The organism is Pseudomonas edaphica (assembly GCF_005863185.1).
In the GTDB taxonomy this organism is placed as follows: Bacteria; Pseudomonadota; Gammaproteobacteria; order Pseudomonadales; family Pseudomonadaceae; genus Aquipseudomonas; species Aquipseudomonas edaphica.
The window spans coordinates 14,295-36,669 of sequence record NZ_VBVZ01000001.1; the positions used below are offsets into that span (position 1 = coordinate 14,295).

The window sequence follows — 22,375 nt, forward strand, 5'->3', positions numbered from 1 at the left end:
GATTACTCGGCCATCGAAGAAGAACGGGAGGTAGGGATAGGTGGAACCGGGTCGAAACCACCGGGATTCCACGGATGACAGCGGCCTAAACGACGAAAGGCCAGCCAGCCACCGCGCAGAAGACCATGATTTTCTATGGCCTCTAACGCGTAGCAGGAACAACTGGGGTAGAAACGACAGTGGTCGGCCATCAGAGGACTAATGGCATAACGGTAAAACTGGATCGGAACGAGTGCCAGTTTACGCATTGGTGCTGTCTACCCCTACAGTTTCGGTGCTGACTGCTGGTGCTGGCTTGTTGGTACGCGCCAAACGTTTCCAGAGCTTGCCGAAATGCTGAATCAATTCGGGGTTTTCTACATCCCCCAAGCCTTTGCGCGCGACGATAACAATATCCCAACCAACCAGAGTGTCCTGGTGGAGGCGAAACGATTCGCGCATCAGACGCTTGAGGCGATTGCGCTCAACGGAGAGCTTTACGCTCTTCTTGCCGATCACCAACCCGAGACGGGGGTGATCCAGATCGTTGTTACGCGCAAGGAGCAGGAGATTTTTCCCCGGAACCTTGCCGGTGGGGGAGTCAAAGACTGCCTTGAAATGCCGGGGGGTTAGCAGACGCTTTTCCCGACTGAAGTCCTGACTCACCACCAGTACCGGATTATCAAACTGCCAGACGCGCACGACCTTTGGCGCGGCGACGCGACAGGACAGCACGGCCGTTCTTGGTAGCCATGCGAGCACGGAAGCCGTGAGTACGGGCGCGTTTGATGGTGCTTGGTTGGAAAGTACGTTTCATGGCGTTGTTACCTGGTTCGTCCACAACGGGCCGGAATGGCCCCCGTTTTAAGAGACCGGCGATTCTAGAGAAAGCAAGCCTCTAGGTCAATTTCCAACCAGCTTTTCCTTCAATTAGATCTTCTACAGGTAATCGGTCCTTTTCTGTCGGCCGGGCTTTCACGAGCAATGCCATAGATATAAAAATAAAGAAGGAAGTTATTTAAAGCTTTTCTGTAAAGCTTATAAAAGCTAGGCAGGCGATCATCTGTGGATAACTGCCTTGAGGCCATATTCCACCTGCTGTACAGAGAATGACAAGTACGGGGGAAAACGGTGCTCTGCCTGTGCTGCGCTGTCGGATAAGCTGTGGGTGGAATGGGTTGTTATCCACAGGCCAGTTACCCACAGACTTTCGACCCCACTTGTGCAACGAGCTTAGGTGCGCTTATCCACAGAGCTTATGCACAGACCATTGGTCGGCTTTTTTGCACTTAACACGTTGATTTTGGCTGCTCTGTGAGCAACCTACATGTGGATAAGTGGGCGTCTGGCCGCTACAATGGCGGCTGTTTTTGCCTCACCGGCTTTCAACTTAGGGGATATCCGTGTCAGTGGAACTTTGGCAGCAGTGCGTGGAGCTTTTGCGCGAAGAGCTGCCTGCCCAGCAATTCAACACCTGGATCCGTCCGCTACAGGTCGAAGCCGAAGGCGACGAGTTGCGTGTCTACGCGCCGAATCGTTTTGTTCTCGACTGGGTCAACGAAAAATACCTGAGCCGCGTTCTCGAATTGCTCGATGAACACGGCAACGGCATCGCGCCCGTGCTTTCCTTATTAATAGGCAGCAAACGCAGCTCTGCACCTCGCGCTGCGCCGAATGCGCCGCTGGCTGCTGCTGCGTCGCAAGCCCAAGCAGCACCGGCACCTGTTAATAACTCGCCGGCGCCCGTGGCCCAGGCGCCGTCGAAATCCTCGTCGCAGAAAAACGCGCCTATAAATGAAGAACCGTCGCGTGACAGCTTTGACCCGATGGCCGGCGCCAGCTCCCAGCAAGCACCGGTTCGCGCTGAGCAGCGCACCGTGCAGGTGGAAGGTGCGCTCAAGCACACCAGTTACCTGAACCGCACCTTTACCTTTGAGAACTTCGTCGAAGGTAAATCCAACCAGTTGGCCCGCGCAGCCGCCTGGCAGGTTGCCGATAACCCCAAGCATGGTTACAACCCGCTCTTCCTTTATGGTGGCGTTGGCTTGGGTAAGACCCACTTGATGCATGCTGTGGGTAACCATCTATTAAAGAAGAACCCGAATGCCAAGGTTGTGTACCTGCACTCGGAGCGCTTCGTGGCTGACATGGTCAAGGCCTTGCAGCTCAACGCAATCAACGAATTCAAGCGTTTCTACCGTTCTGTGGACGCTTTGCTGATTGATGACATTCAATTTTTCGCTCGCAAGGAACGTTCCCAGGAAGAGTTTTTCCACACCTTCAACGCGCTGCTCGAAGGCGGCCAACAGGTCATCCTGACCAGTGACCGTTACCCGAAGGAAATCGAAGGCCTGGAAGAACGCTTGAAGTCACGCTTTGGCTGGGGCCTGACCGTTGCGGTAGAACCGCCGGAGCTGGAAACCCGTGTGGCGATCCTGATGAAAAAGGCCGACCAGGCAAAAGTCGACCTGCCCCACGATGCAGCCTTCTTTATCGCCCAACGCATTCGTTCCAACGTGCGTGAGCTGGAAGGCGCGCTCAAGCGGGTCATTGCACACTCGCACTTTATGGGTCGCGACATCACCATCGAGTTGATTCGCGAATCCCTGAAAGACCTGTTGGCTCTGCAAGACAAGCTGGTGAGTGTGGATAACATTCAGCGCACCGTGGCTGAGTACTACAAGATCAAGATTTCCGACCTGCTGTCCAAGCGCCGTTCGCGCTCGGTGGCACGTCCACGTCAGGTGGCGATGGCGCTCTCCAAAGAGCTGACCAACCACAGCCTGCCGGAAATCGGTGATGTGTTTGGCGGTCGCGACCACACCACGGTCTTGCACGCGTGCCGCAAGATCAATGAACTTAAGGAATCCGACGCGGATATTCGCGAGGACTACAAGAACCTGCTGCGTACACTGACTACCTGATGACACCAGCGCAGCTTATTAAGGCAAGGGACTAGACCATGCATTTCACCATTCAACGCGAAGCCCTGTTGAAACCCCTGCAACTGGTCGCAGGCGTCGTCGAGCGCCGACAGACCTTGCCGGTGCTTTCCAACGTATTGCTGGTGGTCGAAGGCCAGCAATTGTCCTTGACCGGTACCGACCTGGAAGTCGAACTGGTGGGTCGTGTGCAGCTGGAAGAACCGGCTGAGCCCGGCGAAATCACTGTGCCGGCACGTAAGCTGATGGACATCTGCAAGAGCCTGCCCAACGATGCGCTGATCGACATCAAGGTTGATGAGCAGAAGTTGGTGGTCAAGGCCGGTCGCAGCCGTTTTACGCTGTCGACCTTGCCAGCCAATGACTTCCCTACCGTCGAAGAAGGCCCAGGTTCGCTGACCTGCAGCCTGGACCAAAGCAAGCTGCGCCGTTTGATCGAACGCACCAGCTTCGCCATGGCCCAGCAGGACGTGCGTTACTACCTCAACGGCATGTTGCTGGAGGTCGCTGAAGGCGTTATCCGTGCAGTGGCTACCGACGGTCACCGCCTGGCCATGTGCTCGATGCGTGCTGACATCGGCCAGCCGGACCGTCACCAGGTCATCGTGCCGCGTAAAGGTATTCTGGAACTGGCGCGTCTGCTCACCGAGCCGGATGGCAATGTCAGCATCGTCCTGGGTCAGCACCACATCCGCGCCACCACCGGCGAATTCACCTTCACGTCCAAGCTGGTTGACGGCAAATTCCCGGATTACGAGCGTGTGCTGCCAAAAGGTGGCGACAAGCTGGTAATCGGCGATCGTCAGGCGCTGCGTGAAGCGTTCAGCCGTACCGCGATTCTGTCTAACGAAAAGTACCGTGGTATTCGTCTGCAACTGGCCAACGGTCAGTTGAAGATCCAGGCCAATAACCCGGAGCAGGAAGAAGCGGAAGAAGAAGTCGGCGTTGACTACAATGGCGGCTCGCTGGAGATCGGCTTTAACGTGAGCTACCTGCTGGACGTACTGGGCGTGATGACCACCGAGCAGGTTCGCCTGATTCTGTCGGACTCCAACAGCAGTGCCCTGGTGCAAGAATCCGACAACGACGACTCGGCTTACGTTGTTATGCCGATGCGCCTGTAATCATGCTCAGCAGAAGCTAGATGTCCCTCAGTCGCGTCTCGGTCACCGCGGTGCGCAATCTGCACCCGGTGACCTTCTCCCCCTCCCCCCGCATCAATATCCTTTACGGCGCCAACGGCAGCGGCAAAACCAGCGTGCTGGAAGCCGTCCATTTGCTTGGGCTTGCCCGTTCCTTCCGTAGTGCTCGCTTGTTGCCGGTGATTCAATACGAACAACTGGCTTGCACCGTGTTTGGCCAGGTTGAACTGGCAGAAGGTGGGCACAGCGCCCTGGGGATATCTCGAGATCGCGGCGGTGATTTCCAGATTCGCATTGACGGGCAAAATGCTCGCAGTGCTGCACAGTTGGCAGAAATCCTGCCGCTGCAACTGATCAACCCAGACAGCTTTCGCCTTTTGGAAGGTGCACCGAAAATCCGCAGGCAGTTCCTCGATTGGGGAGTGTTCCACGTGGAACCGCGCTTCATGGCCACTTGGCAGCGCCTGCAGAAGGCCCTGCGGCAGCGGAACTCATGGCTGCGGCATGGTACACTTGACGCCGCTTCGCAAGCGGCCTGGGACCGGGAACTGTGCCTGGCCAGTGACGAAATAGATGAATACCGCCGCGTCTATATCAAAGCCTTGAAACCAGTCTTTGAGCAGACCTTGAGTGAGTTGTTGGATCTCGAGGGCCTGACGCTGAGCTACTACCGTGGTTGGGATAAAGAACGTGAGCTGAGCGCAGTGCTCGCCACGTCCTTGCAGCGGGATCAGCAAATTGGCCATACCCAGGCAGGCCCACAACGTGCTGACTTGCGCCTTAGATTAGGCGCACACAATGCCGCGGATATTTTGTCCCGCGGTCAGCAAAAGTTGGTGGTGTGTGCACTGCGTATTGCCCAAGGGCATTTGGTTAGCCAAGCCCGGCGCGGTCAGTGTATTTATCTGGTGGATGACTTGCCGTCCGAACTCGACGAGCAGCACCGCCGCGCGTTATGCCGCTTGTTGGAAGACTTACGCTGCCAGGTGTTTATCACCTGTGTAGACCACGAATTATTGAGGGAAGGCTGGCAGACGGAAACGCCAGTCGCTTTGTTCCACGTGGAACAGGGCCGTATCACCCAGACCCACGACCATCGGGAGTGAAGGCATGAGCGAAGAAAACACGTACGACTCGACCAGCATTAAAGTGCTGAAAGGTTTGGATGCCGTACGCAAACGTCCCGGTATGTACATCGGCGACACCGATGATGGTAGCGGTCTGCACCACATGGTGTTCGAGGTGGTCGACAACTCCATCGACGAAGCTTTGGCCGGTCACTGCGACGACATCAGCATTATCATCCACCCGGATGAGTCCATCACCGTGCGCGACAACGGTCGCGGTATTCCGGTCGATGTGCACAAAGAAGAAGGCGTATCGGCGGCAGAGGTCATCATGACCGTGCTTCACGCCGGCGGTAAGTTCGACGACAACTCCTATAAAGTCTCCGGCGGTTTGCACGGTGTAGGTGTGTCGGTGGTGAACGCTCTGTCCGAAGAGCTTATCCTGACTGTTCGCCGTAGCGGCAAGATCTGGGAACAGACCTACGTCCACGGTGTTCCACAAGAGCCGATGAAAATCGTTGGCGACAGTGAATCCACCGGTACGCAGATCCACTTCAAGCCTTCGGCAGAAACCTTCAAGAATATCCACTTCAGTTGGGACATCCTGGCCAAGCGTATTCGTGAACTGTCGTTCCTTAACTCCGGTGTGGGTATCGTCCTCAAGGACGAGCGCAGCGGCAAGGAAGAGTTGTTCAAGTACGAAGGCGGCTTGCGTGCGTTCGTTGAGTACCTGAACACCAACAAGACTGCGGTCAACCAGGTGTTCCACTTCAACATCCAGCGTGAAGACGGTATCGGCGTTGAAATCGCCCTGCAGTGGAACGACAGCTTCAACGAGAACCTGTTGTGCTTCACCAACAACATTCCACAGCGCGACGGCGGTACTCACTTGGTGGGTTTCCGTTCCGCACTGACGCGTAACCTGAACACCTACATCGAAGCGGAAGGCTTGGCCAAGAAGCACAAAGTGGCCACTACCGGTGACGATGCGCGTGAAGGCCTGACGGCGATTATCTCGGTGAAAGTGCCGGATCCAAAGTTCAGCTCCCAGACCAAAGACAAGCTGGTGTCTTCCGAAGTGAAGACCGCAGTGGAACAGGAGATGGGCAAGTACTTCTCCGACTTCCTGCTGGAAAACCCGAACGAAGCCAAGCTGGTCGTCGGCAAGATGATCGACGCGGCGCGTGCCCGTGAAGCGGCGCGTAAAGCCCGTGAGATGACCCGCCGTAAAGGCGCGTTGGATATCGCCGGCCTGCCGGGCAAACTGGCTGACTGCCAGGAGAAGGACCCTGCCCTCTCCGAACTGTACCTGGTGGAAGGTGACTCTGCTGGCGGTTCCGCCAAGCAGGGTCGTAACCGTCGCACCCAGGCTATCCTGCCGTTGAAGGGTAAGATCCTCAACGTCGAGAAGGCCCGCTTCGACAAGATGATTTCCTCTCAGGAAGTCGGCACCTTGATCACGGCGTTGGGCTGCGGTATTGGCCGCGATGAGTACAACATCGACAAACTGCGTTACCACAACATCATCATCATGACCGATGCTGACGTCGACGGTTCGCACATCCGTACCCTGCTGCTGACCTTCTTCTTCCGTCAGTTGCCGGAGCTGATCGAGCGTGGCTACATCTACATCGCTCAGCCGCCGTTGTACAAAGTGAAAAAGGGCAAGCAAGAGCAGTACATCAAAGACGACGACGCCATGGAAGAGTACATGACGCAGTCGGCCCTGGAAGATGCCAGCCTGCACTTGAACGACGAAGCCCCGGGCATTTCCGGTGAGGCGCTGGAGCGTTTGGTTAACGACTTCCGCATGGTAATGAAGACCCTCAAGCGTCTGTCGCGCCTGTACCCTCAGGAGCTGACCGAGCACTTCATCTACCTGCCTTCCGTGAGCCTGGAGCAGTTGGGCGATCACGCCCACATGCAGAATTGGCTGGCTCAGTACGAAGTACGTCTGCGCACCGTCGAGAAGTCTGGCCTGGTTTACAAAGCCAGCTTGCGTGAAGACCGTGAACGTAACGTGTGGCTGCCTGAGGTTGAACTGATCTCCCACGGCCTGTCGAACTACGTCACCTTCAACCGCGACTTCTTCGGCAGCAACGACTATAAGACCGTGGTTACCCTCGGCGCGCAATTGAGCACCCTGTTGGACGACGGTGCTTATATCCAGCGTGGTGAGCGTAAGAAAGCGGTCAAGGAGTTCAAGGAAGCCCTGGACTGGTTGATGGCCGAAAGCACCAAGCGCCACACCATCCAGCGATACAAAGGTCTGGGCGAGATGAACCCGGATCAACTGTGGGAAACCACCATGGATCCTGCTCAGCGTCGCATGCTGCGCGTGACCATCGAAGACGCCATTGGCGCAGACCAGATCTTCAACACCCTGATGGGTGATGCGGTCGAGCCTCGCCGTGACTTCATCGAGAGCAACGCCTTGGCGGTGTCCAACCTGGACTTCTGATCAGGCTACCCGCTAAAACAAAAAGGCCAACGCTCAGCGTTGGCCTTTTTTATTGGGTGAAACTTAGGCGTTTTACAATTGCTCCACGTGGAACATCAGCGTTTTTAGCTTTGGGCGGCAGCCGCCACACTCTCCAACCGATAGCCATACCCGTAGATGGTCAGCAGCTGCCAGCCCCGGTCGGCGGTCAACCCCAGCTTGTTACGCAGCCGATAAATATGTGTATCCAGTGGCCGTGAGGAGACCATTTCTTCATGGCTCCAAAACCTCTCATACAGGTATTCCCGAGACAGTGGCCGAGCCAGGTTGGCGAACAAGCAACTGGCCAGGCGGTATTCACGCTCAGTGAGATTGATCGGCTTACCCGCGCGCGTCACCGTCAGTTCGGCATCATCAAAGGTCAGGTCGTTGAAACTCTGCACCTCATTAGTCGCTGGCTTTTGCAGCCCATGGCGGCGTAGCACGGCGTTGACCCGAGCCTTGAGTTCGTTTGGCCGAAACGGCTTGCTGACGTAATCATCCGCCCCGCTGTTGAGTGCGGTGACGATATCGCTCTCGGCATCGCGGCTGGTCAACATGATTACGGCGGGTGGTGAGTCCATGTGCTCGCGGGTCCAGCGCAACAATGCGATGCCTGTGATGTCCGGCAGTTGCCAGTCGAGGATCAACAGGTCAAAGGTTTCGCGGCGCAGTTGGCGCAGCAGGTCTTCACCGCGTTCGAAGAAATGCAGGGACCAGGGTTGCTCTGCGGTGCTGGGGATCTGTCGCAGCGTCTGTTCAACCCGACGCAATTCAGCGGGTTCGTCGTCCAGTATTGCGACACGCATGGGTGGGTCCTTTCTACAAAAAATACGACAGCCGACGGTCTGTTCAATCGCGTAGGTAATGCACAGATGCCTGTGGTTGAATCTGAATAATTATGGCCAGACTCAATGCTCACAGGATCTATCGGTACGCTGATATCAAAGGGCCGTAAACCCGTTTAAAGTCTTGCGTACCTACCAAGCGAAAGATACCGGCTCCTACCCTTGAGGAAAAGGATCAGCCGACACATGCGCTGCCGTAGACCTGTATGTGCTGAGGTCAGATGCCGTCTGAAACTACTCGGGTGATCAGCTCCATGACCTGTTCTGCCTATCGATTATGCTGTGCCCTACCCGCGTTACTGGCTCTGGTCATCAGTACAGCCCAGGCTGCAACGCCCTATCGCCCTGCTTATATTGACGAGCCGTTCCTGTGCCGTGCGCACCCGTTGCCAGCAGTTGTGCAGCATTTGACGGGGGAAGCCTGGAAGCTCGATGCCAAAGGCGGGGCGCAGCCTCTACTGGAAGGGATGAGCATTGATGAGCAAGAAGGCGTGAAGACTTCGACATCGGCTTTCGTCAGCCTGCGCCTGGGTGATGGTTCCAGTGTGGTGCTGCCCTCCAGTTCACAGGTGCGGCTGCACTGGGTGGAAAAACAGGCGATTCCCCAGGTCATTCTGGAACAGGGCCAGGTCGAGACCTATGTGATCAAACGGGCCAGTGACTACGACCGTTTTCAGATCGTGACGCCCGTCGGCGTTCTGGGCGTGCGTGGCACGCACTTTCGCGTGCGCAATGACGGCGAGCAATCCGTGCTGGAGGTGCTGAATGGCCAGGTAGCGGTTAACCGTGCAGCAGGCAACGCCGCAGCCGAAGTGAAGGTGGACGCACGCCAAGGTCTGCTGATCAGACAACAAGGTGAACTCAAGCCCGTGGCGCTTTTGCCCGCGCCTGTATTAATCGGCCAGGACGGCCAAAAAGGTCAGTCGCCAGTCTGGAGCCTGTACCTGCGGCCATTACCTGGTGCACAGCGCTACCGCGCCCAAGTCGCGACCGACTCAGCCTTTATGAACATCAAGCAGGAAAATTTTTCCAGTGAGCCGAAAATGCGCTTCACTGGGCTCAAAGCATCGTTTTACCACGTGCGTTTGTCCGCCTACGACGCGCAGGGCCTGGAGGGAGAAACCGGGGTCTATGACATCTTCTATTACCCACCCGCCACTCAGGTACAGGCCAGCGATGGTTAACCCATGATGCTTTGGCACAAGGCCGAGAAACGCCAGCCCACTCATGCCCAGCGCTTGTTCCACGGCCTGGTGCGCGAGTGGTTGTGGATAGGTTTGCTGTTATTGCCAATGACGGCCTACCTCTCGTTGAGCCCGGGCCTGGCGCTGAACAACCCGCTGTATGACAGCCTCAGGCGCCTGGCGCCGTTGCCGGTAGACCCGCGCATCGTGCTGGTGACCATTGACGATCCTAGCCTGAAAGAGTTGGGCCGCTGGCCCTGGCCGCGCAGTTTGCACGCCGACCTGATCGACCGCCTGAGCGCCGCGCAGCCAGCGGCCATCCTCTTCGATGTGATCTTCAGTGAGCCCGGTGTGCCTGCCAACGACCGACGCCTGGCAGCCGCCGTGTGCAACGCCGGCAACGTGGTACTGCCGTTGCTGCGTGAGGAAGCGGCGAACTACAGCACGCCGGACGCGCAAATGTTGCCGCTGCTCAAGTGTGCTAAAGGTCTCGGGCATATCAATGTTGAAGCCGACAGTGACGGCGTGGTGCGCAGTCTGTTTATGCGTGAAGGCCCACCCGGTGACACCACGCCGCAGTTGGCGTGGGTGGCCTATACATTGAGCGGCCAGGCCTCTGAGATGCCAGGAGAACCCCAGCAACCGATTAACCCGTCCTGGCACCGGGAGCACGCCATTCGGATCCCGTTCATCGCTGCCGACACCCGCTTTCCTACGGTCTCCTACGCCAGCGTTATACGCGGTGAGGTCGAACCTGAACGGCTGCGGGGTCGGCTTATTCTGGTAGGCGCCACTGCGTCCGGCATGGGCGATCGTTTCGTCACCCCACTCTCCTCGACTGTCGGCACCACGGCGGGTGTTGAGATCCAGGCCAACGTGCTCAACGGCCTGCTGCAAGGGCGCAGCATCGTTGATCTACCCGGCGCGGTGTCGGCCTTGATGGCGACTGCCTGGGTGGCATTGTTACTGGGCCTGTTGTTGTATCGCTCACGCTACGCGCTCTGGATGACCCTGGGCTGCATGGCCACCGCATTGCTCGGCGCGTGGGTGTTGCTGCGCCAGGGCCACTGGTGGTCACCGGCCGCGTGCCTGATTGGTTTGCTGCTCAGCTACCTGATATGGAATTGGCGGCGCCTCAGCGTGATCCTGGCCTACTTCGGCTGGGAGCTTGCGCGGCTGGATAACGAACCCAAAGTACTGCCCGAGCGTCGTCGAGCGCCCGCGAGCAAGGGCGATGTGCTGCAAGCGCGGATCTTTGCCCTGGAACAAGCGGTAAGCCGTACACGCGATACCCGGCGGTTTATGGCCGACGGTCTGGAGTGCCTGCCGGTGGCCACGCTGATTACCGACCCCAAAGGCAGCATCCTGCTGGCCAACCGGATTGCACGTGAGGTGTTCAGTAATGAGTTGGTCAACCAAAACCTCCTCGAACAACTCGGCGACCTGGGTTATCCGCCGCTGCACAATGGCGTGCGCCCTGCTCTCTCAGCGCTGGAACTCGTTGAGTTTCGCGACATCCATCAGCGCAGCCTGCGCATTGAGCTTGCCCCTTTGCTGCCGGCTGAAGGCGACGTCGCCCTCGGCTGGCTGATGAGCCTCACAGACTTGAGCAAAGAGCGCGAAGCGCAGCAGCACCGCGAAACCATGCTGCGCTTCCTGTCCCATGACCTGCGTGCGCCACACTCGGCGATCCTGGCGCTGCTGGATGTGCATGGCGGTGAGTCGCCGGTGTTTGCTCAGATCGAGCAACAGGTCAGGCGCGCGCTGAGCCTGACTGAATCCTTCGTACAACTGGCCAAAGCTGAGGCCGATGGCTACCAGTTTCAGCCCACGCTGTTTGCCATGCTGGTTATGGATGCCTTCGATCAAGTGGCGGTCATTGGCCAACTTAAAGGCATCCACCTGGTTCATGATCTGGACGAAGCCGATGAAGGCATGGTGTACGCCGATCAATCGCTGCTGACCCGAGCGTTGTTCAACGTGCTGGAGAATGCGATCAAGTATTCCCCTTCCGGTACTACCGTCACCTTGAGCCACGGCAGCGCGCAAGGATGGCTGGAATGCCGCATCAGCGATCAAGGACCCGGTATTGCGCCAGAGGATTTGCCCGAGCTATTCAGCCAATACCGACGCTTCGATTCGGCCCAAGGCAGTGAAGGTTTGGGGTTGGGGTTGACCATGGTCAAAGCTGTAGTGGAGCGCCATGGCGGTCGCATTCAATGTGAAAGCGAGGTGGGTAAGGGTTCGACTTTCAGCCTGCAACTGCCGTTACTCGAGGATTGAAAAACGTACTTTTTCACGGTGCATAAAAAACCGGTCACAAGGACCGGTTTTTTTATGCGGGAAAAACTTATGCACGTTTTTCGCGATTTTATGAGCTTTGGAAATATGTAAGTAAATCAGCTTGTTATGAGGCAAAAACACCATTTCGCCAACAAACCGTACACAGGTTATCCACAGATCACTAAATCGCAGGTGTCTCGACTACAACCGGCTCTGGAGGCAGCGAACCCATGGCCCGTTGCTGCGCTTCATTCCACGCCTGTGCGCGGTCATTGAGTGCGGCAATGGCGCGTGGCCCTTCACCTTCGGCGTACATGGGCTCGCCAATGACCACAGTGATAGTGCCTTCACGCTTGGCCCACCCGGTCTTCGGCCAGAACTTGCCGGCGTTGTGCGCAATCGGCAGCACGGGCAGATGGGCGTTGACCGCTAATGCAGTACCGCCGCGCGAGAACTTGCCCACGGTGCCAAACGGCACACGCGTACCTTCCGGGAAGATCAGCACCCAAACACCATCCTTGAGCAGCTCGTCACCCTTCTTGGCCACGTGTTTGAGCGCCGCCTTGGGGTTGTCACGGTCGATGGCGATCGGCCGCAGCATGGCCATCGCCCAGCCGAAGAACGGCACGTACAGCAGCTCACGCTTAAGCACTTGGCTCAGAGGCGAGAAGTACGCGGACAGGAAGAACGTTTCCCACGTGCTCTGGTGATTCGACAGAATCACGCAGGGCTGGTCCGGGACGTTTTCAGCGCCCTTGATCTCGAAACGGATGCCCAGGAATACCTTGGTCAGCCACAACGCACAGCGACACCAATAGACATTGATAAAGCGATAACGCGCCTTGAACGGCAGGAACGGCGCGATAAAAAAGCTCAGGGTGCACCACAGAAACGAACTGGTGCCCAGCAGCAGGTAAAAGAAGAAGGTTCTGATGGCCTGCAAAATCGACATGGCAGCATTTACCGTTGCGGGACATGGCCCGCCTGCTAAAAGCACACTCCCGAGCAATCCTTGTTCAGGAAGTCGAGGGCGGCTAGTTGTTAATAAGTTCTGCGGCAACCGCCGCCAGATCGTCAAAAATCAGAGTGCCTACCGGCAGGTTTTTCGCCTGGGTCTTTTCGCCTTTCCCGGTCTTAACCAAAACTGGCTGAGAGTCGACGGCTTTGGCCGCCTCCAGGTCACCGAGGCTGTCCCCGACGAACCATAGCCCAGCTAACGGCACCTTGTAATGTTCTGCAATGGTTTTCAACATGCCAGGCTTGGGTTTGCGGCACTCGCAGCCCTCATCCGGCCCGTGGGGGCAGTACACCACCAGCCCCACCTCACCGCCCTGCTCGGTCACTAACGCGCGCAAACGCGCGTGCATGGCGTCCAGGGTGGCGATGTCGTAATAACCGCGGGCGATGCCGGACTGGTTGGTGGCGATGGCCACCGTCCAGCCGGCTTTGCTCAACTGCGCGATGGCCTCGATCGAGCCGGGCAGTGGAATCCATTCCGCCACCGACTTGATGTAAGCGTCGGAGTCGTAATTGATCACTCCGTCCCGATCGAGAATCAGCAGTTTCAACATGGTCAGCCCAGTACAGAAATGTCAGCGATGTTGATGAACAAGCCGCGCAGGCGTGCCAGCATGGCGTAGCGGTTTTTCCGCACACCAGCATCTTCGGCATTGATCATCACCGCTTCAAAGAACGCATCCACCGGCTCACGCAAGGTGGCCAGGCGCGCCAGTGCTTCGGCGTAATTGCGTTCGGCGAGCAGCGGCTTCACCGCGTTTTCCGCTTTGGCGATGGCCGAGTTCAACGAAAACTCCTTGGCATCGGCAAACAGGCCAGGGTCGACTTCGGCACTGCCGAGGTTGTCGGCCTTGCTCAGCAGGTTCGACACACGCTTGTTCACGGCGGCCAGGGCATCGGCTTCCGGCAGCTTGCGGAAGGCTTGCACGGCCTGTACGCGCTGATCGAAGTCCAATGCCGAGCCCGGTTGCAGGGCACGTACCGACAGGTAGACGGAAACGTCCACGCCTTCGTCTTCATAACGCGCACGCAGGCGGTCGAACACAAACTCCAGCACTTGCTCGGCCAACCCGGCTTGCTTGACCTTGGCGCCAAACTGGCCGACTGCAAACACCACGGCCTGGGTCAGGTCGAGGTCGAGCTTTTTGTCGATCAGGATACGCAGCACGCCCAGGGCCGCACGGCGCAGGGCATACGGGTCTTTGCTGCCGGTAGGCAACATGCCGATACCGAAGATGCCGACGAGGGTGTCCAGCTTGTCGGCGATGGCCACGGCCGCACCGGTCAGGGTGCTCGGCAGCTCAGCGCCAGCGCCGCGCGGCATGTACTGCTCGTTCAGAGCCAGGGCCACATCGTCCGGTTCGCTGTCGTTGAGGGCGTAGTAGTAACCGGCGACGCCTTGCATCTCCGGGAACTCGCCGACCATTTCGGTGGCCAGGTCGCACTTGGACAGCAAGCCAGCGCGGGCTGCCCAGGCAGCGTCACCGCCAATGCGTGGGGCAATGTAGGCGGCCAGCTTGGAAACGCGCACGGCCTTGTCGTAGACGCTGCCGAGTTTTTCCTGGAACACCACGTTTTGCAGGCGCAGGTTGAAGTCTTCGAGCTTCTGCTTCTTGTCTTGCTTGAAGAAGAACTCGGCGTCAGTCAGGCGCGGGCGCACGACTTTCTCGTTACCGGCGATGATCTGCTGCGGGTCTTTGCTTTCGATGTTGGCCACGGTGATAAAACGCGGCAGCAGCTTACCGTCCACATCCAGCAGGCAGAAATACTTCTGGTTGTCCTGCATGGTGGTGATCAGCGCTTCTTGCGGCACGTCGAGGAAACGCTCCTCGAACGAGCACACCAGCGGCACCGGCCATTCAACCAGCGCGGTCACTTCGTCGAGCAGGCTTGGCGGCACGATGGCGGTGCCTTCCTGCAGGCGGGCCAGCTCTTCGGTGCGCTTGCTGATCAGCTCGCGACGCTCGTTGGCATCGGCCAACACGTAAGCGGCACGCAGGTCGGCGGCGTAGTTGGCCGGCGAGGTGATGCGCACGGCTTCTGGATGGTGGAAGCGGTGACCACGGGAATCACGGCCAGCCTTCTGGGCGAGGATCGTGCAGTCGATGACTTGGTCGCCGAGCAACATCACCAGCCACTGAGTTGGGCGCACGAACTCTTCCTTGCGAGCACCCCAGCGCATGCGCTTGGGAATAGGCAAGTCGTTCAGGGAGTCTTCAACGATGGTCGGCAACAGGCTTGCCGTTGGCTTGCCGGTGATGACCTGGCTGAAACGCAGTTTCGGGCCGCTCTGGTCGATCTCGCTCAGCTCGACGCCACACTTCTTGGCAAAACCAAGGGCGGCTTGAGTCGGATTGCCTTCAGCATCAAAAGCCGCCTGGCGCGGTGGGCCGTCGAGGTTGATGCTGCGGTCCGGCTGCTGGGTTTCCAGCGCGGTCAGCAACACCGCCAGGCGACGTGGCGCGGCGTAGACTTTTTTCGCGGCGAACTTCAGGCCAGCGCTGTGCAGGCCTTTTTCGATACCGGCCAGGAACGCATCGGCCAGGGTGTTCAGTGCCTTGGGTGGCAGCTCTTCGGTGCCCAGTTCAACCAGGAAATCTTGAGCACTCATTGTGCAGCCTCCAGCTTAGCCAACACTTCATCACGCAGGTCCGGGGTTGCCATCGGGAAGCCCAGCTTGGCGCGAGCCAGCAGGTAGGCTTGGGCGACGGAACGCGCCAGGGTGCGTACACGCAGGATGTATTGCTGGCGCGCGGTCACCGAGATGGCACGGCGGGCGTCCAGCAGGTTGAAGGTATGGGAAGCCTTCAACACCATTTCATAGCTCGGCAACGGCAGCGGCTGGTCGAGTTCGATCAGGCGCTTGGCTTCGCTTTCATAGAAGTCGAACAGTTCGAACAGCTTGTCGACGTTGGCGTGTTCGAAGTTGTAAGTGGATTGCTCCACTTCGTTCTGGTGGAACACGTCGCCGTAGGTGACTTTGCCGAACGGGCCGTCAGCCCACACCAGGTCGTAGACCGAATCCACGCCTTGCAGGTACATGGCCAGGCGCTCGAGACCGTAGGTGATCTCGCCGGTCACCGGGTAGCACTCGATGCCGCCGGCTTGCTGGAAGTACGTGAACTGCGTCACTTCCATGCCATTGAGCCAGACTTCCCAGCCCAGGCCCCAGGCGCCCAAAGTTGGCGATTCCCAGTTGTCTTCGACGAAACGGATGTCGTGCACCAGTGGGTCCAGGCCGACATGTTTCAGCGAGCCCAGGTACAGCTCCTGGAAGTTATCCGGGTTCGGCTTCAATACCACCTGGAACTGGTAGTAGTGCTGCAGACGGTTCGGGTTTTCGCCGTAGCGGCCGTCAGTCGGGCGACGACTGGGCTGCACATAAGCGGCGTTCCAGGTTTCCGGGCCGATGGCCCGCAGGAATGTAGCGGTGTGGAAAGTGCCGGCGCCTACTTCCATATCGTAGGGCTGAAGTACCACACAACCTTGCTCGGCCCAGTATTGCTGGAGGGCGAGGATCAAGTCTTGGAAGGTACGCACGGCTGGCGTAGGCTGGCTCACGAAATTCACCTGTTACTTGGGCTGCGATTTAAAGAGCGGGAGTATACCCGATTCGGCCCTGCCACCACTCCCTGGAGCCTTATGCCACGCTGCTTTTGGTGTTCTGAAGATCCGCTGTACATGGCTTATCACGATCAGGAGTGGGGAACGCCGCTGCGCGATGCGCAGGGTTTGTTCGAGTTGCTTTTGCTCGAAGGGTTCCAGGCGGGCCTGTCCTGGATCACCGTTTTACGCAAACGCGAGCATTATCGAAAGGTCTTGTTCGGCTTTGATGCGCAGCGTTTGGCCAGGCTGACCGATGCTGAAATCGAAGCACTGATGCTCGATCCAGGCATCGTGCGTAACCGCCTAAAGCTCAACGCCACCCGCCGCAACGCCGCCGCCTGGCTGGCGCTGGAAGATCCGGTGGGGTTGCTCTGGTCCTTTGTTGGCGGCGTGCCCAAGGTCAATCACTTTACCGATCGCAGCCAAGTCCCGGCGATTACCCCCGAGGCTGAAGCCATGAGTAAAGCGTTGAAAAAAGCCGGTTTCACCTTCGTCGGCCCGACCATCTGCTACGCGTTCATGCAGGCCTCGGGAATGGTCATGGACCACACTCAGGACTGCGACCGTTACGCGGACTTGGCCAACGCCGGTTAGAATGCCCGCTTTGCGCACCACACACGATCAGGAGTGACCTGTGGAAAAGTTTAAAGGCGCCTTGCTGGTAGGCGCTCTTCGGTTGTTTGCCCTGCTGCCCTGGCGCGCTGTACAGGCCGTCGGCACGGCGATTGGCTGGATCATGTGGAAAACCCCCAACCGCTCCCGCGACACGGTGCGGATCAACCTCTCCAAATGCTTCCCGGACATGGACCCGGCCGCCCGCGAGCGTCTGGTGGGCCAAAGCCTGATGGACATCGGCAAGTCGCTGACCGAAAGCGCCTGCGCCTGGATCTGGCCGGCACAGCGTTCCATCGACCTGGTGCGCGAAGTCGAAGGCCTGGAAGTGCTGCATGAGGCATTGGCCTCGGGCAAAGGCGTGGTTGGTATCACCAGCCACCTGGGCAACTGGGAAGTGTTGAACCACTTCTATTGCAACCAGTGCAAACCGATCATTTTCTACCGCCCGCCCAAGCTCAAGGCGGTGGATGAGTTGCTGCAAAAACAGCGGGTGCAGTTGGGTAACCGCGTGGCGGCGTCCACCAAGGAAGGCATCCTCAGTGTGATCAAGGAAGTGCGCAAAGGTGGTCAGGTGGGTATTCCGGCTGACCCGGAGCCGGCGGAATCTGCGGGCATCTTCGTGCCGTTTTTCGCCACCCAGGCGCTGACCAGCAAGTTTGTGCCGAACATGCTCGCAGGCCACAAGGCTGTTGGCGTGTTCCTGCATGCCCTGAGGCTGCCGGACGGTTCGGGTTACAAAGTGATTCTGGAAGCAGCGCCGGAAGATATGTACAGCACCGACACGGCTACCTCCTGCGCGGCGATGAGCAAGGTGGTGGAGCGTTATGTCGGCGCCTACCCGAGCCAGTACATGTGGAGCATGAAGCGCTTCAAGAAACGCCCGCCGGGTGAAGAGCGCTGGTACTGACCACGTGATCGTTCCCACGCTCCGCGTGGGAACGCCGCCTGTGACGCTCCGCGTCACGGTTTTAAGGGCAGGCGCAGAGCGCCCAGGGCTGCATTCCCACGCAGAGCGTGGGAACGATCATAAACTCGGTTTTTCAGCCATACCGAGGTGATGCTATCGCAGGCAAGCCAGCTCCCACAGGGATCAATTCAGGCCAGGCGATCGAGTTTCTTCAGGAACACCGTCATCTCTTTTTCAGCCTGTTTGTCGCCATGTGCCAGGGCTGCTTCTATGCCCTTTTCCCACGCTAACCGTGCTGCAGCGTTATCACCCTGCCCTTGCTGAGCCTTGCCCAACAGCTTCCACGCCGCCGAATACTTCGGGTCGAACTCGACGCATTTCTGCAAATGCTCGGCCGCCTTGGCGTTGTCCTTCAAGTCCAGATAACCCTTACCCAAGCCAAAGCGCAGCAATGAATTATCCACACCCTTGGCGAGCATTTTTTCCAGGGATTCGAGCATTTATTATCACCTTGAGCGAAAAAAGGCTGTTGTGGCGAGGGAGCTTGCTCCCGTTGGATTGCGCAGCAGTCCCCCAACATTTTGCGAGCGCTTCGCACTCGAGCGGGAGCAAGCTCCCTCGCCACAATGAAATATTCCTGCCTAGAAAAAACTCAGCCCCACGTGAAACAGCTTCTCCACATCGCGAATGTGCTTTTTATCCACAAGGAACAGAATCACATGGTCACCCGTGGCGATCATCGTGTCGTCATGGGCGATGATCACTTCTTCATCACGAATAATCGCACCAATGGTGGTGCCCGGCGGCAGGCCGATATCGCGGATCGCCTTGCCGATCACCTTGCTCGACTTTGAATCACCATGGGCAATCGCCTCAATGGCTTCCGCCGCGCCCCGGCGCAGGGAGTGCACGCTGACGATATCGCCACGGCGCACGTGGGCCAGCAAGGTGCCGATGGTGGCCAACTGCGGGCTGATGGCGATGTCGATGTCGCCGCCCTGGATCAGGTCGACGTAGGCCGGGTTGTTGATGATGGTCATCACCTTCTTCGCCCCCAGCCGCTTGGCCAGCAACGAGGACATGATGTTGGCCTCGTCGTCGTTGGTCAGGGCCAGGAAGATATCGGCGTCGGCGATGTTTTCTTCCATCAGCAGGTCACGGTCCGAGGCGCTGCCTTGCAGGACCACGGTGCTGTCGAGGGTGTCGGACAAATGCCGGCAGCGTGTCGGGTTCATCTCGATGATCTTCACTTGGTAGCGGCTTTCGATGGCCTCGGCCAGGCGCTCGCCGATCTGCCCGCCGCCGGCAATGACGATGCGTTTGTAGCTCTCATCGAGCCGACGCATTTCGCTCATCACCGCGCGAATATTCGCTTTGGCAGCGATGAAAAACACTTCGTCGTCCGCTTCGATCACCGTATCGCCCTGGGGCAGGATCGGCCGGTCGCGACGGAAAATCGCCGCCACGCGGGTTTCCACATTCGGCATGTGTTCGCGCAGTTGGCGCAGTTGCTGGCCCACCAGTGGCCCGCCGTAATAAGCCTTTACCGCCACCAGTTGCGCCTTGCCTTCGGCAAAGTCGATGACCTGCAAGGCACCGGGAATTTCGATCAGGCGCTTGATGTAGTGGGTCACCACTTGTTCAGGGCTGATCAGCACATCCACCGGAATCGCATCGTTGTCGAACAGACCGGCGCGGGTCAGGTAGGCGGCTTCGCGCACGCGAGCGATCTTGGTGGGCGTGTGAAACAGGGTATGGGCGACTTGGCAGGCGACCATGTTGGTCTCGTCACTGTTGGTCACCGCCACCAGCATATCGGCATCGTCGGCACCGGCCTGGCGCAGCACCGTCGGGAATGACGCACGGCCTTGTACGGTGCGGATGTCCAGGCGGTCGCCCAGGTTGCGCAGGCGCTCGCTGTCGGTGTCGACCACGGTGATGTCGTTGGCTTCGCTGGCCAAATGTTCGGCCAGTGTGCCGCCGACCTGCCCTGCACCAAGGATGATGATTTTCATCCGGTCACTCCCTTAAACCCATTAGCCGCGCGCGGCAGCAATCTTGATCAGTTTGGCGTAATAGAAGCCATCGTGTCCGCCTTCCTGCGCGAGCAGTTGGCGGCCGTGGGGCTGCTTGATACCGGCCGCCGTGGCGAGGTCCAGCTCCCGTGCGCCACTGGTGCGGGCGAGGAAGGCTTGGATCACCTCGGTATTTTCTGTCGGCAGCGTGGAGCACGTGGCGTAGAGCAGGATGCCGCCGACTTCCAGCGTTGGCCACATTGCATCGAGCAGTTCGCCTTGCAGCACGGCCAGGGCGGCGATGTCGTCGGGTTGGCGGGTGAGCTTGATATCCGGGTGACGGCGGATCACGCCAGTGGCGGAACATGGCGCGTCGAGCAGGATGCGCTGGAACGGCTTGCCGTCCCACCACGTGGCGGTGTCGCGGCCGTCGGCGGCGATCAGCTCGGCGCTCAGGCCCAGGCGTGCAAGGTTTTCACGCACGCGCACAAGGCGCTTGGCTTCCAGGTCGACGGCGACTACACCGGCCAGGTCTTTTTCGACTTCCAGAATGTGACACGTCTTACCGCCCGGCGCGCAGCAGGCGTCCAGTACGCGTTGGCCTGGGGCCAGGTCGAGCAGGTCGGCGGCCAATTGTGCGGCTTCGTCCTGCACGCTGATCCAGCCTTCGGCAAAGCCCGGCAGGCTGCGCACGTCGGTGGCCGCTTCCAGCACGATGCCGTCGACGCTGTACACGCACGGCGCGGCGTTGATGCCGGCACCGGTGAGCAATTGCAGGTAGGCGTCACGGCTGTGGTGGCGACGGTTGACCCGCAAAATCATCGGCGGGTGCGCATTATTGGCGGCGCAAATGGCTTCCCATTGCTCGGGCCAGAAGGCTTTCAGGGATTTTTGCAGCCAGCGCGGGTGCGCTGTGCGCACCACCGGGTCATGTTCCAGTTCGGCCAGCAGCGCTTCGCTTTCACGCTGGGCGCGACGCAGTACGGCATTGAGCAAGGCCTTGGCCCACGGCTTCTTCAGCTTGTCGGCGCAGCCGACGGTTTCACCGATGGCGGCATGCGCGGGCACGCGGGTGTAGAGCAGTTGATAAAGGCCGACCAGCAGCAGCGCCTCTACATCGGCGTCGGCGGCCTTGAACGGCTTTTGCAGCAGCTTGGCCGCCAGGGCCGACAAGCGCGGCTGCCAGCGGGCGGTGCCAAAGGCCAGGTCCTGGGTGAAACCGCGATCACGGTCTTCAACCTTGTCCATTTGTGTAGGCAACGAACTGTTCAGCGAAGCCTTGCCGTTGAGTACGGCAGCGAGCGCCTTGGCGGCGGCCAGACGCGGGTTCATTGAGCGACCGCCCCGAGAACCGTGCCCAAGGCAAATTTCTCACGACGGCTGTTGAACAAGTCGCTGAAATTAAGCGCCTTGCCGCCGGGCAATTGCAGGCGGGTCAGGCACAGCGCCTGCTCACCGCAGGCGACCAACAGGCCGTCCTTGCTGGCGCCGATGATTTCACCCGGAGCACCTTTGCCATCCACCAAGGTGGCGGCCAGCACTTTCAACGCTTCGCCATTGAGGGTGCTGTGGCAGATCGGCCACGGGTTGAAGGCACGCACCAGGCGTTCCAGCTCAACGGCCGGGAGGTTCCAGTCGATACGCGCTTCGTCTTTATTCAGTTTGTGTGCGTAGGTGGCGAGGCTGTCGTCCTGTACTTCGCCTTCCAGCGTGCCGGCCGCCAGGCCAGCAATGGCCTGGATCACGGCGGGCGGGCCAAGTTCGGCCAAGCGGTCGTGCAGGCTGCCGCCGGTGTCTTCAGCCGTGATTGGGGTGGCAACCTTGAGCAGCATCGGGCCGGTATCCAGACCCGCCTCCATGCGCATCACGGTCACACCGCTTTCAAGGTCACCGGCTTCGACGGCGCGCTGGATCGGCGCCGCACCGCGCCAACGCGGCAGCAACGAAGCGTGGCTGTTGATGCAGCCCAGGCGCGGGATATCCAGCACGGCTTGGGGCAGGATCAAACCGTAAGCCACTACCACCAGCAAGTCGGGCTTCAACGCCGCCAGTTCCGCCTGGGCATCGGCATTGCGCAGGGTTGGCGGTTGCAGCACAGGGATGTTGTGCTCAAGCGCCAACTGCTTGACCGGGCTTGGCATCAGTTTTTGCCCGCGACCGGCCGGGCGATCCGGCTGGGTGTACACCGCCACGATGTCATAAGGGCTGGCAAGCAGCGCCTTGAGGTGTTCGGCAGCGAATTCGGGAGTGCCGGCAAAAACAATGCGCAGTGGCTCGGTCATGGGAGTTCT

At 59.0% G+C, this 22,375-nt stretch carries 20 protein-coding genes; 8 read left to right on the forward strand and 12 right to left on the reverse strand.

Features of this window, described 5'->3' with window-relative positions:
* Window positions 1-2: 2 nt before the first annotated feature.
* Genes yidD through rpmH form a run of 3 tightly spaced genes read right to left on the reverse strand, consistent with a single transcriptional unit; the run spans window position 3 to window position 796 of the window.
* Window positions 3-248 carry a membrane protein insertion efficiency factor YidD gene (gene yidD, locus FEM54_RS00075; protein ID WP_073636650.1) on the reverse strand — a complete coding sequence of 82 codons (246 nt, stop codon included), beginning with the start codon at window positions 246-248 and terminating at the stop codon, window positions 3-5.
* Window positions 241-645, reverse strand: a complete 405-nt coding sequence (rnpA, locus tag FEM54_RS00080) for a ribonuclease P protein component (protein WP_026013533.1) — start codon at window positions 643-645, stop codon at window positions 241-243. Before rnpA ends, yidD begins: the two co-directional genes overlap by 8 nt.
* Before the next feature lie 16 nt (window positions 646-661).
* Window positions 662-796, reverse strand: a complete 135-nt coding sequence (rpmH, locus tag FEM54_RS00085) for a 50S ribosomal protein L34 (protein WP_003213577.1) — start codon at window positions 794-796, stop codon at window positions 662-664.
* 586 nt (window positions 797-1,382) lie between these two features.
* Between rpmH and dnaA the strand changes: the two genes are divergently transcribed.
* From dnaA to gyrB, 4 genes are read left to right on the forward strand one after another with little or no spacing between them, the layout of a single operon-like run.
* Entirely contained in the window at window positions 1,383-2,903 is a 1,521-nt protein-coding gene (dnaA, locus tag FEM54_RS00090) for a chromosomal replication initiator protein DnaA (protein ID WP_017135130.1), read from the forward strand.
* Window positions 2,904-2,941: 38 nt separating this feature from the next.
* Window positions 2,942-4,045: a DNA polymerase III subunit beta gene (gene dnaN, locus FEM54_RS00095; RefSeq protein ID WP_017135131.1), complete on the forward strand. Its 1,104-nt coding sequence runs from the start codon at window positions 2,942-2,944 to the stop codon at window positions 4,043-4,045.
* A gap of 20 nt (window positions 4,046-4,065) precedes the next feature.
* Window positions 4,066-5,169 carry a DNA replication/repair protein RecF gene (gene recF / locus FEM54_RS00100; RefSeq protein ID WP_017135132.1) on the forward strand — a complete coding sequence of 368 codons (1,104 nt, stop codon included), beginning with the start codon at window positions 4,066-4,068 and terminating at the stop codon, window positions 5,167-5,169.
* 4 nt (window positions 5,170-5,173) lie between these two features.
* Window positions 5,174-7,591 (forward strand): DNA topoisomerase (ATP-hydrolyzing) subunit B, encoded by a 2,418-nt coding sequence (gyrB, locus tag FEM54_RS00105; RefSeq protein ID WP_017135133.1) that lies wholly within the window; start codon window positions 5,174-5,176, stop codon window positions 7,589-7,591.
* Window positions 7,592-7,695: 104 nt separating this feature from the next.
* Here the strand turns inward: gyrB and FEM54_RS00110 are convergent, their stop codons facing one another.
* Window positions 7,696-8,418, reverse strand: a complete 723-nt coding sequence (locus FEM54_RS00110) for a response regulator transcription factor (RefSeq protein ID WP_138448938.1) — start codon at window positions 8,416-8,418, stop codon at window positions 7,696-7,698.
* 293 nt (window positions 8,419-8,711) lie between these two features.
* Here FEM54_RS00110 and FEM54_RS00115 point away from each other — a divergent pair, with 293 nt between their 5' ends.
* Both FEM54_RS00115 and FEM54_RS00120 read left to right on the forward strand, forming a co-directional pair.
* A complete protein-coding gene (locus FEM54_RS00115) occupies window positions 8,712-9,641 on the forward strand; it encodes a FecR family protein (protein ID WP_138448940.1) in 930 nt (309 codons plus the stop codon).
* A gap of 3 nt (window positions 9,642-9,644) precedes the next feature.
* Complete coding sequence (locus FEM54_RS00120) at window positions 9,645-11,924, forward strand: CHASE2 domain-containing protein (protein ID WP_138448942.1); 2,280 nt, start codon at window positions 9,645-9,647, stop codon at window positions 11,922-11,924.
* Window positions 11,925-12,105: 181 nt separating this feature from the next.
* Here FEM54_RS00120 and FEM54_RS00125 read toward each other — a convergent pair whose 3' ends face one another.
* From FEM54_RS00125 to glyQ, 4 genes are all read right to left on the reverse strand, one after another.
* On the reverse strand, window positions 12,106-12,876 hold the full coding sequence (locus FEM54_RS00125; RefSeq protein ID WP_017135137.1) for a lysophospholipid acyltransferase family protein: 771 nt from the start codon (window positions 12,874-12,876) through the stop codon (window positions 12,106-12,108).
* Between the two features lie 82 nt (window positions 12,877-12,958).
* Window positions 12,959-13,495, reverse strand: coding sequence for a D-glycero-beta-D-manno-heptose 1,7-bisphosphate 7-phosphatase (gmhB, locus tag FEM54_RS00130; protein WP_169987925.1), 537 nt, complete (start codon window positions 13,493-13,495; stop codon window positions 12,959-12,961).
* Window positions 13,496-13,497: 2 nt separating this feature from the next.
* On the reverse strand, window positions 13,498-15,552 hold the full coding sequence (gene glyS, locus FEM54_RS00135; RefSeq protein ID WP_138448944.1) for a glycine--tRNA ligase subunit beta: 2,055 nt from the start codon (window positions 15,550-15,552) through the stop codon (window positions 13,498-13,500).
* Entirely contained in the window at window positions 15,549-16,502 is a 954-nt protein-coding gene (gene glyQ, locus FEM54_RS00140) for a glycine--tRNA ligase subunit alpha (RefSeq protein ID WP_003187265.1), read from the reverse strand. The genes glyS and glyQ overlap by 4 nt, the downstream gene beginning before the upstream one ends.
* An 81-nt stretch (window positions 16,503-16,583) precedes the next feature.
* Here glyQ and FEM54_RS00145 point away from each other — a divergent pair, with 81 nt between their 5' ends.
* Both FEM54_RS00145 and FEM54_RS00150 read left to right on the forward strand, forming a co-directional pair.
* Entirely contained in the window at window positions 16,584-17,141 is a 558-nt protein-coding gene (locus FEM54_RS00145) for a DNA-3-methyladenine glycosylase I (RefSeq protein WP_017135140.1), read from the forward strand.
* A 40-nt stretch (window positions 17,142-17,181) separates the two neighbouring features.
* The gene (locus FEM54_RS00150) at window positions 17,182-18,069 is read left to right on the forward strand and encodes a lysophospholipid acyltransferase (protein WP_017135141.1); all 888 of its coding nucleotides are present in this window, start codon (window positions 17,182-17,184) and stop codon (window positions 18,067-18,069) included.
* Between the two features lie 188 nt (window positions 18,070-18,257).
* Here the strand turns inward: FEM54_RS00150 and FEM54_RS00155 are convergent, their stop codons facing one another.
* The 4 genes from FEM54_RS00155 to fmt all read right to left on the reverse strand — a co-directional run bounded on the left by FEM54_RS00155 (window position 18,258) and on the right by fmt (window position 22,366).
* Window positions 18,258-18,569, reverse strand: coding sequence for a tetratricopeptide repeat protein (locus FEM54_RS00155; protein ID WP_065932011.1), 312 nt, complete (start codon window positions 18,567-18,569; stop codon window positions 18,258-18,260).
* A 141-nt stretch (window positions 18,570-18,710) separates the two neighbouring features.
* The gene (trkA, locus tag FEM54_RS00165; RefSeq protein WP_017135143.1) at window positions 18,711-20,084 is read right to left on the reverse strand and encodes a Trk system potassium transporter TrkA; all 1,374 of its coding nucleotides are present in this window, start codon (window positions 20,082-20,084) and stop codon (window positions 18,711-18,713) included.
* 21 nt (window positions 20,085-20,105) lie between these two features.
* Complete coding sequence (gene rsmB, locus FEM54_RS00170) at window positions 20,106-21,416, reverse strand: 16S rRNA (cytosine(967)-C(5))-methyltransferase RsmB (RefSeq protein WP_017135144.1); 1,311 nt, start codon at window positions 21,414-21,416, stop codon at window positions 20,106-20,108.
* Window positions 21,413-22,366, reverse strand: a complete 954-nt coding sequence (gene fmt, locus FEM54_RS00175; protein WP_017135145.1) for a methionyl-tRNA formyltransferase — start codon at window positions 22,364-22,366, stop codon at window positions 21,413-21,415. Before fmt ends, rsmB begins: the two co-directional genes overlap by 4 nt.
* Window positions 22,367-22,375 lie beyond the last annotated feature (9 nt).

Excerpts from the sequence above, each read along its gene's own strand:
- rpmH (WP_003213577.1), bottom strand. The coding sequence starts at position 796 with ATGAAACGTACTTTCCAACCAAGCACCATCAAACGCGCCCGTACTCAC.
- recF (WP_017135132.1), top strand. The coding sequence starts at position 4,066 with ATGTCCCTCAGTCGCGTCTCGGTCACCGCGGTGCGCAATCTGCACCCG.
- FEM54_RS00155 (WP_065932011.1), bottom strand. The coding sequence starts at position 18,569 with ATGCTCGAATCCCTGGAAAAAATGCTCGCCAAGGGTGTGGATAATTCA.
- dnaN (WP_017135131.1), top strand. The coding sequence starts at position 2,942 with ATGCATTTCACCATTCAACGCGAAGCCCTGTTGAAACCCCTGCAACTG.
- gyrB (WP_017135133.1), top strand. The coding sequence starts at position 5,174 with ATGAGCGAAGAAAACACGTACGACTCGACCAGCATTAAAGTGCTGAAA.
- glyS (WP_138448944.1), bottom strand. The coding sequence starts at position 15,552 with ATGAGTGCTCAAGATTTCCTGGTTGAACTGGGCACCGAAGAGCTGCCA.
- fmt (WP_017135145.1), bottom strand. The coding sequence starts at position 22,366 with ATGACCGAGCCACTGCGCATTGTTTTTGCCGGCACTCCCGAATTCGCT.
- rsmB (WP_017135144.1), bottom strand. The coding sequence starts at position 21,416 with ATGAACCCGCGTCTGGCCGCCGCCAAGGCGCTCGCTGCCGTACTCAAC.
- gmhB (WP_169987925.1), bottom strand. The coding sequence starts at position 13,495 with ATGTTGAAACTGCTGATTCTCGATCGGGACGGAGTGATCAATTACGAC.
- trkA (WP_017135143.1), bottom strand. The coding sequence starts at position 20,084 with ATGAAAATCATCATCCTTGGTGCAGGGCAGGTCGGCGGCACACTGGCC.
- FEM54_RS00125 (WP_017135137.1), bottom strand. The coding sequence starts at position 12,876 with ATGTCGATTTTGCAGGCCATCAGAACCTTCTTCTTTTACCTGCTGCTG.
- FEM54_RS00115 (WP_138448940.1), top strand. The coding sequence starts at position 8,712 with ATGACCTGTTCTGCCTATCGATTATGCTGTGCCCTACCCGCGTTACTG.
- FEM54_RS00120 (WP_138448942.1), top strand. The coding sequence starts at position 9,645 with ATGATGCTTTGGCACAAGGCCGAGAAACGCCAGCCCACTCATGCCCAG.
- FEM54_RS00145 (WP_017135140.1), top strand. The coding sequence starts at position 16,584 with ATGCCACGCTGCTTTTGGTGTTCTGAAGATCCGCTGTACATGGCTTAT.
- FEM54_RS00110 (WP_138448938.1), bottom strand. The coding sequence starts at position 8,418 with ATGCGTGTCGCAATACTGGACGACGAACCCGCTGAATTGCGTCGGGTT.
- yidD (WP_073636650.1), bottom strand. The coding sequence starts at position 248 with ATGCGTAAACTGGCACTCGTTCCGATCCAGTTTTACCGTTATGCCATT.